General features: G+C 64.2%; 11 protein-coding genes. 2 read left to right on the top strand and 9 right to left on the bottom strand.

Annotated elements, in window-relative coordinates:
- Positions 1–66 precede the first annotated feature (66 nt).
- From aroB to pilM, 7 genes are all read right to left on the bottom strand, one after another.
- The gene (gene aroB / locus Q0894_RS05780) at positions 67–1,173 is read right to left on the bottom strand and encodes a 3-dehydroquinate synthase (protein ID WP_299232309.1); all 1,107 of its coding nucleotides are present in this window, start codon (positions 1,171–1,173) and stop codon (positions 67–69) included.
- Positions 1,174–1,175: 2 nt separating this feature from the next.
- Complete coding sequence (gene aroK / locus Q0894_RS05775) at positions 1,176–1,718, bottom strand: shikimate kinase AroK (protein WP_089676962.1); 543 nt, start codon at positions 1,716–1,718, stop codon at positions 1,176–1,178.
- The gene (gene pilQ, locus Q0894_RS05770; RefSeq protein WP_299232304.1) at positions 1,718–3,832 is read right to left on the bottom strand and encodes a type IV pilus secretin PilQ; all 2,115 of its coding nucleotides are present in this window, start codon (positions 3,830–3,832) and stop codon (positions 1,718–1,720) included. Before pilQ ends, aroK begins: the two co-directional genes overlap by 1 nt.
- Positions 3,833–3,927: 95 nt before the next feature.
- The gene (locus tag Q0894_RS05765) at positions 3,928–4,464 is read right to left on the bottom strand and encodes a pilus assembly protein PilP (RefSeq protein ID WP_299232302.1); all 537 of its coding nucleotides are present in this window, start codon (positions 4,462–4,464) and stop codon (positions 3,928–3,930) included.
- A complete protein-coding gene (pilO, locus tag Q0894_RS05760; protein ID WP_299232300.1) occupies positions 4,461–5,084 on the bottom strand; it encodes a type 4a pilus biogenesis protein PilO in 624 nt (207 codons plus the stop codon). Before pilO ends, Q0894_RS05765 begins: the two co-directional genes overlap by 4 nt.
- Positions 5,081–5,680: a PilN domain-containing protein gene (locus Q0894_RS05755; protein WP_299232298.1), complete on the bottom strand. Its 600-nt coding sequence runs from the start codon at positions 5,678–5,680 to the stop codon at positions 5,081–5,083. Before Q0894_RS05755 ends, pilO begins: the two co-directional genes overlap by 4 nt.
- Complete coding sequence (gene pilM, locus Q0894_RS05750) at positions 5,677–6,738, bottom strand: type IV pilus assembly protein PilM (RefSeq protein WP_299232296.1); 1,062 nt, start codon at positions 6,736–6,738, stop codon at positions 5,677–5,679. The genes Q0894_RS05755 and pilM overlap by 4 nt, the downstream gene beginning before the upstream one ends.
- Before the next feature lie 270 nt (positions 6,739–7,008).
- On the opposite strand from pilM, the gene Q0894_RS05745 reads away from it, so the two are divergent.
- The gene (locus Q0894_RS05745; protein ID WP_299232294.1) at positions 7,009–9,525 is read left to right on the top strand and encodes a penicillin-binding protein 1A; all 2,517 of its coding nucleotides are present in this window, start codon (positions 7,009–7,011) and stop codon (positions 9,523–9,525) included.
- Positions 9,526–9,634: 109 nt separating this feature from the next.
- Entirely contained in the window at positions 9,635–10,399 is a 765-nt protein-coding gene (locus Q0894_RS05740) for a DUF481 domain-containing protein (protein WP_299232293.1), read from the top strand.
- Positions 10,400–10,472: 73 nt separating this feature from the next.
- On the opposite strand, the gene Q0894_RS05735 is transcribed toward Q0894_RS05740, so the two are convergent.
- Both Q0894_RS05735 and rpmE read right to left on the bottom strand, forming a co-directional pair.
- Complete coding sequence (locus Q0894_RS05735; RefSeq protein ID WP_299232292.1) at positions 10,473–11,741, bottom strand: malic enzyme-like NAD(P)-binding protein; 1,269 nt, start codon at positions 11,739–11,741, stop codon at positions 10,473–10,475.
- Positions 11,742–11,925: 184 nt separating this feature from the next.
- On the bottom strand, positions 11,926–12,138 hold the full coding sequence (gene rpmE / locus Q0894_RS05730; RefSeq protein ID WP_132042781.1) for a 50S ribosomal protein L31: 213 nt from the start codon (positions 12,136–12,138) through the stop codon (positions 11,926–11,928).
- Positions 12,139–12,144 lie beyond the last annotated feature (6 nt).

The following is a 12,144-nucleotide window of genomic DNA, read 5'->3' as shown; positions in this document are numbered from 1 at the left end:
GGCTTGCCCCCAGCGCCCCTTGGTTTCTGTAACTGCGATAGCCCTGATAGAGGGGAGTGAACAGGCTCAGCCGCGGGGAAACTGCTCGAGCAGGGTCTGGAGGGTCTCCTCGGGCGTGGCGTCATCCACGCAGGCGTCACCCAGGGCGCGCAGCAGCACCAGGCGCAGGCGGCTGTCGACGTTCTTCTTGTCGAGGCGCATGCGCGACAGGAAGTCGTCGACACCCATCTCGGCCGGGGCCTCCAGCGGCAGGCCCGCGGCCCGCAAGATGGCCCGCAGGCGCTCGACGTCATCCGTGGAGAGCCAGCCCAGTCGGCTGGATAGCTCGGCGGCCATCAGCATGCCGGTGCCCACCGCCTCGCCATGCAGCCAGTTGCCATAGCCCTGATGCGCCTCGATGGCGTGGCCGAAGGTGTGACCCAGGTTGAGCAGCGCACGCACGCCCTGCTCGGTCTCATCCTCGGCGACGATCTCGGCCTTGAGCGCACAGCTGCGCTGGATGGCCCGCGCCAGGGCGTCGGGCTCCAGGTCGCGCAGCGCGGGCAGCGAGCGCTCTAGCCAGGCGAGGAAGTCGGCGTCGCGGATCAGGCCGTACTTGATCACCTCGGCCAGACCCGCCGAGAGCTCACGGGGCGGCAGGGTGGCCAGGGTATCGGTGTCGATCAGCACCGCCCGGGGCTGCCAGAAGGCACCGATCATGTTCTTGCCCAGCGGATGGTTGACCCCGGTCTTGCCGCCCACCGAGGAGTCCACCTGGGCCAGCAGGGTGGTGGGCACCTGGATGAAGGCCACGCCGCGCTGATAGCAGGCCGCGGCGAAGCCCACCATGTCGCCGATCACGCCCCCACCCAGGGCCACCAGGGTGCAGCGGCGGTTGAAGCCGGCCTCGAGCAGGGCATCCCAGATGCGCGAGACATGCTCGAGGTTCTTGGTGGCCTCGCCGTCGGGCAGCACCAGCTCGCGCAGCTCCACGTCGTCCGGCAAGGCCTTGCGGCAGCGCTCGAGGTAGAGTGGCGCCACCGTCTCGTTGGTGACGATCATCACCTGGCGGCCGGCCAGCCAGGGCGAAAGTGCCCCGGGCTCACGGAGCAGGCCGGGGCCGATATGGATGGGATAGCTGCGATCGCCCAGCGCCACCTCGAGGGTGTGCGGGCCGGCGGAAGTCTGGGTCATGTTCAGGCCTTGGCTTGCAGGGGGTCGACCAGCCGCGTGACGCGGCGGACGATGTCATTGACCACCGAGCGTGGGCCGCGGCGGTCGGTGCGCACGGTGAGGTCGGCGGTGGCACGGTAGAGCGGGTCGCGCACGCCGAACATCTCGCGCAGCACCGCCTCCTTGTCGGGACGCTGCAGCAGCGGCCGGTTGCGGTCCTTGGCGGTGCGCCGGAGCTGCTGCTCCACGGTGGTGTAGAGGTAGATGACGGTGCCCCGCTCGCGCAGCAGGCGGCGATTCTCCTCGCGCAGCACGGCACCGCCGCCGGTGGCGATCACCACGCCCTCGCGGCGGGTCAGCTCGTCGATCATCTGGGTCTCGCGGTCGCGGAAGCCCGCCTCCCCCTCCACATCGAAGATCCAGGGGATATCGGCGCCGCAGCGCGCCTGGATCTCGTGGTCGGTATCCAGGAAGTCGCGAGAAAGTTCGGCCGCCAGGAGGCGGCCGATGGTGCTCTTGCCGGCCCCCATGGGGCCGATCAGTATCAGGTTGGGTAGTGCCAGCATCAGCGAAGGGCCACACCGTCGTCCAGGATTCGTGGGGTAATGAATACCAGCAATTCTACCTTCTCTCTGGTCTCAGAGGTAGACTTGAACAGATTGCCAAGCACCGGCAAGTCCCCCAAGAACGGCGTTTTATCTACGTTGCTACCCGATTCAATCCGCAAAATGCCACCAAGTACGACAGTTTCGCCGTTATCAACAAGAACCTGAGCTTCTAGCGAGTTGGTGTCGATAGGCGGCTCCCCCCCAACCACCTGCGGCTCACCAAAGGAATCGTTATCAAGATTAATATCCAAGATTACACGGTTATCAGGAGTAATTTGAGGAGTAACCTCCAGCGACAACTCAGCCTCCTTAAACTCAATCACCCTTGTATTATTAATATCATCTTCACCGGAATCAGATTCAAAAACTCGGTAAGCACGCTCTTGACCTTGAGTAATAACCGCCTTCTTTTGATTAGCCGTCACAATTCTTGGCTGTGAGATAATTTGGCTCTTCCCCTCACTCTCGAGAGCGCGCAACTCAAGGTCGAGCAAAACATCACCTGAAAGAAAACCAAAGGCAAACCCCGTTTCACCCGAACCAGTTGGCCCCAGATCTACGGACAGCCCTCCTCGTGGACTGGTCCCACTAGAAGCTCCCCCCAAGTCTAAACGCCCACCCATGCGCGCATCAGGAGAAGAAGCTCCCCAGGAAACACCAAGCTGTCGGGTCGCACTCTCTGAAGCTACGACTATGCGCGCTTCAATCTGCACCTGGCGCACCGCCACATCGAGTCGCTCAAGGGTATCCATGATGCTATCGATCTGGTCGGCTGTGTCCTGGATCAGCAGGGTATTGGTGCGCGGGTCCACCGCCACCTTGCCGCGCTCTGTAAGCAAGCCAAACCCATCCTGGCCCCGCAGAAGTGCGGCAATATCTGCCGCCTTGGAGTATTTGACCTGAATATACTCGGTCTCCAGCGGTGCCAGCACCTCCAACTGCTCGCGAGTCTGCAACTCGAGCTGCTCGCGCTGGGCCAGCTCGGCAGCCGGGGCAACCACGATGACGTTGCCGTCCTGACGGCTGGAGAGGCCGTGGCTCTTGAGCACCAGGTCCAGGGCCTGGTCCCAGGGCACGTCCTCGAGGTTCAGGGTCACGCGGCCCTGCACGCTGTCGCTGGCCACCAGGTTGAGGCCGGTGAAGTCGGCGATGATCGCCAGCACCGAGCGCACCTCGATATCCTGGAAGTTCAGCGTAATGCGCTCGCCGGTGTAGGGGAACTGCTCGCGGACACGCTGCTCCTGCTGCTGGCGGGTGACCGGCTGGGCCTCGATGGTCAGCTGGCGCCCGCTCTGGGTGGAGACCATGGCGTAGTCGCCGCTGCCCTGGATATCGAGGGTTACACCGTTGCGCCCCACCCGCGGGGTGATCCGCTGCAGCGGGGTGCCGAAATCGCTGACGTCGTAGACCTGGTCCAGGCTGGTGGGCAGGTCGACGTCCATCAGCTCGGCGGTGATGCGGTTACGGCCGCTCTCGCTCACCCGGGCGTCGACGCCGGCGCGGTCGAAGGTGACGACCAGCCGACCGGCACCGTCGCTGCCGCGGCGGAAGTCGATATCCTCGACGCTAGGGCCACTGCGGACCGGCTGGCGCGGGGCCGGCTCGGACCGCGCGGCGGCTGCCGTAGCGGTGATTGTCGGGGTGGTGGAAGGGCTGACGGCACGGGCGGCCACGCCGGTATCGGCGGTGCCACCGCCGATGGCCAGGCGCAGGCGGTCGCCCTGCTCGCGGGTGTTGTAGGGCAGCGGCCCCTCGAGGTCGAAGACCAGGCGGGTACGCGAGCCGGCCTCCAGGGCGGTAACCTGCTGCACGCCGCCGATGCCCAGGGAGTAGCTGCGCCGATCGAGGCGGTTATCGGTCTCCATCAGGTCGATGGTCAGCCGCGCGGGGTCGTCGATGCGATAACCACGCACTTCGGGAACCAGGCCGGAGAACTCAAGATCGACCTCAAGCTCGCCGCTGGCCCCTTGCCGAAAATCGAGCTCTTCGAGCGTCGAGGCCGCCATAGCGGCTCCTGACACCACCAGCATGGCGAGCAGCGCCACGGTACGCTTGACAATGTGTGCTTGCATGGTTGCTTCCCTTCCCCTGCTTGACGTCGCTCCCCGGGAGCGATGATAGACAGCTGCGCTGTGCACGCTTGTTGTTGACTGCCGGGCCATCTGAGCTAGCCACCCTGCTGGCCATTGAGCTCGAGGCGCGTGGTGCGCTCGACCCAACCCCCGCGCCCGGTTGGCACGATTTCGATCAACTGTACCGTTGATGAGGTGATACTGACGATACGACCGAAATCGCTGCCCATATGGTTGCCCACCCGCAGCCGGTGAACCTGGCCATCGGGTGCACGCACCAGCGCGGAGGGCTGGCCGCCCTCGGTCAGGGTCCCCACCAGACGCAGCTCACCCAGGTTGTAGGCCTCCAGCGCTTCCCGCTCACGATCCAGATCGGGTGCCAGATCGGTGGCTACCTCAGTTGGCTCCTCCGCCTCGGGCAGGCGCGGCACGAAGGGGCTGCGCAGATCGGCATGATCGTAGGGCACCGTCTCGTAGTCGGGTATCTCAGGCAGTTCTACCGTCGGCGCCGGTGCCGGGTTGTTGCGAATCTCAGCCAGCTCACGATCGAGGCTGGTCAACTGCGGATCGGCGCAACCGGCGATCAGCAACAGGCCTGCCCCCCCTGCAACTCCCCTCTGCCAGACCCTCATGAACCGCTCTCCGCGTCTTGCCGATAACTGTAGGTGCGCGCCACCAAGGTAAGCCGCAGGCTCTGCCCGCTACTCTCCTCCGGCGCCAGCGTCATATCATGGAGGGTAACGATGCGGGGCAGGCCCGCGACCCCTGCCAGGAAGGCGGCGATACGGTGATAGTCACCACGCACCTGGATATCGAAGGGTTGCTCGACGTAATGCTCCCGGGCCGCCGTGCCACGCAGGCGGATGTAGTCGATCGCCAGCTGGTTGTCGAGGGCGGTCTCGGTAATATTGTCGAGCAGCGCCGGTATCTCGGCACCACTGGGCAGCATCTCGCGCAAGGTTTCCATGCGCGCTTCGAGAGCCTCCACCTGCTCGCGAAGCGGTCCGAGCCGGGAGGCCAGGGCCGCCTGACGCTGGTAGGCGCGAATCAGCTGTGGCTCTTCGGCCTTTGCCTGCTCGAGCCGCTCCTTGGCGGGCGCGGCCAGATACCAGTGCATGGCGAAGAGGGTCACACCCAGCGTCAGCAGGCAGAGCAGCAGCTGCAGAGACCAGGGCCACACTCCGGCCTCCTTGATATCGAGCTCACGCCAGTCCAGTTCGCGCAGCCGACGCATCTCGGCATTGAGGTTCATGGCCTCTCCTCCTCGGTTCCGCCGGATGACTTGTCCGCGTGAGTTTCCGCGTGCGTTGCGGGCATGCGCTGGCTCATGCTGAGACTGAAGCTTCTGCGCTCCCCGCCGCCCTCGGCTTCGACTCCCGATAGCACGGGCTCGGTAAAGGATGCCGCCGCCCCCAGGCGTCGTAGCTGATCGGAAACCTGGCCATTATCCTCGGCTCGCCCGGAGAGACGCAGGCTGTCACCCTGTCGGTTGAACTGGGTGTAATGCACTCCCTCCTCGAGACTGGTGATCAGGTCGCTCATCACGTGAACCGTCTGGCTGCGCCCGTTCTGCAGCTCGGTAAAGACCCCCACCTTCTCGACCACCTGATCGCGAACCTTCTCCAGATCACCAACCTCACGGATCGCCGAGTCGAACTGGCGCGCCTGAGCCTCGATATAGGCATTGCGCTCACGCTGGACCTCGGCCTGTTGCTGATAGTTCCAGGTCATGGCATAGCCTCCGGCTATCCCCAGCAGCGCCGCCACCCCCAGCGCCATATAGAAATGCTTGCTGCGCCGCGCCCGCTTTTCCTCTCGCCACGGCAGCAGATTGATCTCGATCGTCATGAGCGCGCCCTCAATGCCAGGCCACAGGCCGTCAGCATGGCCGGTGCTTCACCGGAAAGGGTCTGCACATCAATACGGCTGCTGACCTTCATGCGTGCCAACGGATTGGCGATGGAGACCTCCATGCCGCTCTCCCGGGCCAGGCGCTCGGCCAGCCCCGGCAGCACGCTGGTGCCACCGGCCAGCACCATATGACGCACCTCCTGCTTGCGGCCGGCGGTGTAGTAGAGCTGCAGCGAACGCCCGACCTGCTGGGCCAGGGTGTCGATGAAGGGGGTGAGGACGCTGTGCTGGTAGTCCTCCGGCAGGCCGCCACGCTTCTTGGCCAGCCCCGCCTCGTCGTAGCTCAAGCCGTAACGGTTACGAATCTCCTCGGTGAGCTGGCGCCCACCGAACACGGTGTCACGGCTGTAGACGACGCGCCCCTGACGCAACACATGGAAGGTGTTCATGTTGGCCCCGATATCCACCAGCGCCACACTGTCCTCCTCCCCGATATCCGCCGGCAGCTGCCGGCGCACCTCGGTGAAGGCACGCTCCATGGCAAAGGTCTCGACATCCACGGCAGCCGGCGTCAGGCCTGCCTGCATCACGGCATCGGTCAGCTGGCCGACCTCCTGCTGCCGGCAGGCCACCAGCAGCACGTCCTGCTGGTCGGCATAGCGGGCATTCAGCCCCAGGCGCTGGAAGTCGTAGGCGACCTCACTGAACGGAAAGGGAATGTGCTTGTCAGATTCAAGCTCGATTCGCGACTCGATCTCGTCACTGCTGAGCGATGCCGGTAGCGTCAGCGTCTTGGTGATCGCCGCGCTCGCGGGCACTGCCACCACCGCCTGACGGGTATGTGGCTTGGCCTGGTGCACGGCTCGGGTAAGGGCATCAACCACCTCATCCATATCCTGGATGCGCCGCTCGACCACCGCGCCCTCGCGCAACGGCCTGACCGCATAGCTCTCCACCTGATACGTGGCCCCAGCTCGCCTGAGCTCCACAAGCTTGACCGTGGCCGAGGTGATATCGACACCGATCAGTCCCTTGCTTGATGCCATCAAACGCATCTCTATCCTGCCCCTGCTGAGTCGTGCGGCTTGCTCGCCTTGACATGTGCCTGCCTTGGTGACGGCGGCAGGTCTCGATTGCTTACCTCAGTTTTGTCGCATGAGGTTACATGATCTTGCCATTACTAACACGGTAAACCTTGGGCTAGCATCGTCAACGCTGGTGACCCTCGGCCGGGCTTTCTATAATGGCCCGGCAACCAATGTCGCAACCACGTATCGTCATCGCTTCACATCCGCTCCAGTTCCCTGCATGGACACCGCCATTTCATGACGTTTATCAGAACCCTGCTCTTATCCCTGGTCTGGCTGACCATCTCGCTGATCGCCGCGGCCGGGCTGGGCGTGGTCGGCGCCGCCCTCTACTTTGCCCCCGGTCTCCCCGACGTGCGCCAGCTCCAGGACTTCGAGCTGCACTCACCACTGCGCATCTATACCCGCGACGGCAAGCTGATCGGCGAGTATGGCGAGGAGCGTCGCCTGCCGATCGATCATGACCAGATCCCCGAGGAGTTTATCCAGGCACTGCTGGCCGCTGAGGATGACGCCTTCTTCGAACACCGTGGTGTCGACCCCAAGGGTCTGCTGCGTGCGGCCGGGGAACTGGTGGCCAGTGGTGGGGAGATCCAGTCCGGCGGCTCCACCATCACCATGCAGGTGGCGCGTAACTACCTGCTGACTCTGGATCGTACCTTTACCCGCAAGATTCGCGAGATCCTGCTCGCCTTGCAGATGGAGCAGGTGCTCAGCAAGGAGGAGATCCTCGAGCTCTATGTCAACAAGATCTTCCTGGGCCACCGCGCCTACGGTATCGCCGCCGCCGCCGAAATCTACTACAACCGCCCGCTGGCCGAGCTGACCCTGGCCGAGAAGGCGATGATTGCCGGCCTGCCCAAGGCCCCCTCCAGCTTCAACCCGCTGACCAACCCGGAGCGCGCACTGATTCGCCGCAACTGGATCCTGTTCCGCATGCGGGAACTGGGGCATATCGACCAGGCCACCTACGATGAAGCGGTGCAGGCCCCCATCACCGCCGAACGCCATATCGCCCAGGCGGAAGTCGATGCCGATTACGTCGCCGAGATGGCCCGCCAGTATGCCGTGGAGCGCTTCGGGGAGAGCGAGGTCTACACCGGCGGATACAAGATCACTACCAGCCTGGACAGCGAGCTCCAGCCAATGGCGCGCCGCGCTCTGGCCCGGGGCCTGATCGATTACGACACCCGTCACGGCTGGCGTGGCCCGGAGGAGAAGCAGCTGCCGCCGAGCCTGGCAGAGGCGCAGGATCGCACCGAACGCAGCGGCCTGGAGGAGGAGCTCGACGAGTCCCCCGAAGTGCTTGAGACCGCCCGACGCGCCGCCGAGCGCAGCGAGACTCGTGTCGAGGGAATCGATGGCGACGTCAGCAACTGGGTCCAGGTGCTGCAGCGCACTCCGCGCTATGGACTCCTGCATCCCGCCATCGTGGTAGAGAGTGAAGGCCGCCAGATGCGCGTGCTGATGCGTGAAGGCAAACTGCGGACCATCGAGTGGGACGGTCTCTCCTGGGCCCGCGAGTACAAGAGCGCACGGTACCGCGGTGCCGAGCCAGGCTCGGCAGCCGAGATCGCCGGTCGTGGCGACCTGGTGCGCGTGATGGAGCGTGAAGATGGCAGCCTTCGCCTGGCCCAGCGCCCCGACGCGGAAGGCTCGCTGGTGGTAATGCACCCCGATACCGGAGCCATTCTCGCCCTGCAGGGCGGGTTCGACTTCAACGCCAGCAAGTTCAATCGTGCCGTACAGGCTCAGCGCCAGTCGGGCTCCATCTTCAAGCCCTTCATCTATCTGGCGGCACTCGAGAGCGGCATGATGACCGCCGCCAGCGTCGTCAACGACGCCCCGGTGGTGATCGACGACGGCAGCAACGAGCTGTGGCGCCCGGTCAACTCCAGCGGGGACTTCCTGGGCCCGATGCGTCTGCGCAATGCCCTGGCACGCTCTCGCAACCTGGTGACCATCCGCGTGCTTCGTGAGGTAGGCCTTAACGAGACCATCGAGTTTCTCAAAGGGTTCGGGTTCGATGAGTCGCGCCTTCCCCATGGCCTCTCCCTGGCACTGGGCAGCGCCAGCCTGACCCCCCTGGAGATGACCAGCGCCTATGCGGTTCTGGCCAACGGGGGCTTCAAGGTCTCGCCCTGGTTTATCGAGCGCGTCGCCAAGGGCGAAACGATGGTGGAAGAGACGGAGACGGCCGTGGCATGCCGCGAGTGCAGCGCCGGTCAGGAGGAGGTAACGCTCGACGGTGAGCGCCACGCCGTCGCCGAGCGCGTGGTCGATCCCATCAACCTCTATATCCTGCGCGACATGCTGCGTGACGTGATCGAGAACGGCACTGGCCGCCGTGCCCTGGAGCTGGGCCGCGAGGATATCGTCGGCAAGACCGGCACCACCAACGGTCAGCGCGACACCTGGTTCGCCGGTTTCAACAGCGACCTGGTGGCCACGGTCTGGCTAGGCAAGGATGACAACACCACCACCGCCGAATACGGTGCCAATGCTGCCCTGCCGATCTGGATAGCGTTCATGGGCCAGGCCCTCGACGGCAAGCCCCCGGCCATGCCGGAGGCTCCTGACGAGCTGGTCACCGCCCGTGTCGATCCCGAGACCGGCCGACGCGTATCGCGCGGCGGCATCAGCGAACTCTTCCACCCCGATCATCTGCCTGAGCAGCAGCCACGCCGTGTGGAGCGCGAGGTGGAACAGCAGAGTGGCTCTCAGGGCACGGGCGTCTACGAGGCGATCTTCTAACGCTGCGACCAACCCCGGCATTAGCTGGAAGCGGCGTGGAGGCATCCCCCTTTTGCTGCCTCACGCGCCGCTCACCCATCACGACACCTGGCAATCCGAGAGACAGACCATGCCGTATTCTGCGATTCGGCCCTGCACACCTGTATGGCTGGCGCTTTTCGGCCTGTTAGCAATCGCGGGCAAGGTGCACTCCACCCCCTTCTATGCCCCACCCTTGCCCGCAGAGGACGACGAGGCCTTCAGCGGCAGCGCCGAGCTGGGCTACACCCATATGTCCGGCAACACCGACAGCCAGACCCTGATCGCCAAGGGTCGACTCACCTGGTTGACCGACAACTGGACTCATACCCTGCGGGGCGAGGTCCGCAATGTCAGTCGTGACGGCGATACCAGCGCCGAGCAGTACCTCGTCGCCGGCCGCGAGCGCTTTAATCTCGAAGGCCCTCACTACCTCTTTGGTTTCGCCCGCGGAGAGAGAGACCGCTTCAGCGGCTATGACCGGCAATTCACCGCCATAGCCGGCTATGGGCGAGACCTGCTCGACGACGAGCGTCACCGACTTTCACTGGAGGCGGGCCCGGGTTACCGCTACGACCGCATCGAAGGGAAGGAGAACGCCTCGCTGGGCGTGGCATACGGCGCGATGGCCTACGAGTGGGCTTTCTCGAAGACCGCAAGCCTGGAGCAAGAACTTTCACTGGAAGCCACCGACGACAACACGACCTCGCGATCACTTTCGTCACTCACCGCCCGGCTCAACTCACATCTGGCATTGAAGCTGTCACACGAGATCAAGGATACCTCCCGCCCGCCGGCGGACGCTGAGGCGCGCACCGACTATACCACCAGCGCTTCCATTCTCTACGACTGGTAAACCAGCAGCGCACATAGACTGACGCCGGCTCGAGGGCCGGCGTCATCATGGGCAGCTTCTAGCACACAGGGGCTCATGTTCCGTAGACATCGTCCACGGTCTTGAGTGGATAGTGCGAGGGGTAGGGGCGGCGCGCCACACCGGAATCCACGGCCGCCTGGGCGACGGCGGAGGTCACTCGGTCCAGCAGGCGCACATCGACCGGCGTGGGAATGATGTAGTCGCGACCGAAACTCATGCTCTCCTTCCCATAGGCCTCGAGCACATCACCGGGCACCGGCTCCCGTGCCAGATCCTTGAGCGCATGCACCGCCGCCACCTTCATCTCCTCGTTGATGCGTGTGGCCCGAACATCCAGGGCGCCACGGAAGATGAACGGGAAACCCAGTACATTGTTGACCTGATTGGGGTAGTCGGAGCGACCGGTGGCCATGATCACGTCATCACGGGTCTCATGAGCGACATCCGGATGGATTTCCGGGTCCGGGTTGGTGCACGCAAATACCACCGGGTTGGCAGCCATCTTGAGCAGATGGTCGGCGCTCATCAAGCCTGGGCCGGAGAGCCCCACGAAGACATCGGCGCCATCGATGGCATCATCGAGGGTGCGCTTGTCGGTCTCCACGGCGAACATCGCCTTGTACTGATTAAGATCTTCACGCCCGCTGTGGATCACGCCCTTGCGATCGAGCATCACGATGTTCTCGGCACGCGCTCCACAGGAGACGAGCAGCTTCATGCAGGCAATGGCCGCGGCGCCGGCCCCCATGCAGACAATTTTCGCCTCGGACAGACTCTTGCCGGCAATATCCAGGGCATTGAGCATCCCGGCAGCGGTGACGATGGCGGTGCCGTGCTGGTCATCATGGAACACCGGAATGCTGCACTGTTCGATGAGCGTGCGCTCGATCTCAAAGCACTCGGGGGCCTTGATGTCCTCGAGGTTGATGCCCCCCCAGGTATCGGCGATGCGCGCCACGGTATCGATAAAGGCCTGTGGGCTCTCGGCATTGACCTCGATGTCAACGGAGTTGATACCGGCGAAGCGCTTGAACAGCACCCCCTTCCCTTCCATGACCGGCTTGCTGGCCAACGCCCCGAGATTGCCCAGACCAAGGATGGCAGTACCATCGGAGATCACGGCCACCAGGTTACCCTTGCCGGTGTAACGGTAGGCATTTTCAGGGTCTCGGGCGATCTCGCGCACCGGCTCTGCCACACCGGGGCTGTAGGCCAGTGCCAGGTCCTTGGCAGTGGCGGTGGGCTTGGTGAGCTCGATGGAGAGTTTTCCGGGAATGGGTTTCGCGTGGTAGTCCAGCGCCGCCTGTCTTGCGTCAGTCATGCTCGAAGTCCATCAGGAAGGGTGACTTGTTAAACAAGTATAGAAAATTATTCCACTACTGAACAGCGCCCCTCGAAGCGCCTGCTGGGCGCTCGGCTGAGCCGCTACCGGCACCTTGCCGCCAAAACGCGAGAACCCGCCAGGAAGGCGGGTTCTCGTGACGGCTGACCGATATCGGTCGCGATCAGCGCTTGAGCGCGGCGCCAAAGCGCTTGTTGAAGCGCTCGACGCGACCACCGGTGGTGGCCTGCTTCTGCTTGCCGGTATAGAAAGGGTGGCACTGCGAGCAGACGTCCAGCTCCAGATCGCGACCGGCGGTGGAGCCGACCTCGAAGGTGGCGCCGCAGGAACAGGTCGCGCTGATCGTCTTGTATTCGGGGTGGATACCTTGTTTCATCTTGAG

Source organism: uncultured Halomonas sp. (assembly GCF_947501415.1).
Taxonomy (GTDB): Bacteria; Pseudomonadota; Gammaproteobacteria; order Pseudomonadales; family Halomonadaceae; genus Halomonas.
This window is presented reverse-complemented; position numbering and strand designations above follow the sequence as displayed.

Excerpts from the sequence above, each read along its gene's own strand:
- aroB (WP_299232309.1), bottom strand. The coding sequence starts at position 1,173 with ATGACCCAGACTTCCGCCGGCCCGCACACCCTCGAGGTGGCGCTGGGC.
- aroK (WP_089676962.1), bottom strand. The coding sequence starts at position 1,718 with ATGCTGGCACTACCCAACCTGATACTGATCGGCCCCATGGGGGCCGGC.
- pilQ (WP_299232304.1), bottom strand. The coding sequence starts at position 3,832 with ATGCAAGCACACATTGTCAAGCGTACCGTGGCGCTGCTCGCCATGCTG.
- Q0894_RS05765 (WP_299232302.1), bottom strand. The coding sequence starts at position 4,464 with ATGAGGGTCTGGCAGAGGGGAGTTGCAGGGGGGGCAGGCCTGTTGCTG.
- pilO (WP_299232300.1), bottom strand. The coding sequence starts at position 5,084 with ATGAACCTCAATGCCGAGATGCGTCGGCTGCGCGAACTGGACTGGCGT.
- Q0894_RS05755 (WP_299232298.1), bottom strand. The coding sequence starts at position 5,680 with ATGACGATCGAGATCAATCTGCTGCCGTGGCGAGAGGAAAAGCGGGCG.
- pilM (WP_299232296.1), bottom strand. The coding sequence starts at position 6,738 with ATGCGTTTGATGGCATCAAGCAAGGGACTGATCGGTGTCGATATCACC.
- Q0894_RS05745 (WP_299232294.1), top strand. The coding sequence starts at position 7,009 with ATGACGTTTATCAGAACCCTGCTCTTATCCCTGGTCTGGCTGACCATC.
- Q0894_RS05740 (WP_299232293.1), top strand. The coding sequence starts at position 9,635 with ATGCCGTATTCTGCGATTCGGCCCTGCACACCTGTATGGCTGGCGCTT.
- Q0894_RS05735 (WP_299232292.1), bottom strand. The coding sequence starts at position 11,741 with ATGACTGACGCAAGACAGGCGGCGCTGGACTACCACGCGAAACCCATT.
- rpmE (WP_132042781.1), bottom strand. The coding sequence starts at position 12,138 with ATGAAACAAGGTATCCACCCCGAATACAAGACGATCAGCGCGACCTGT.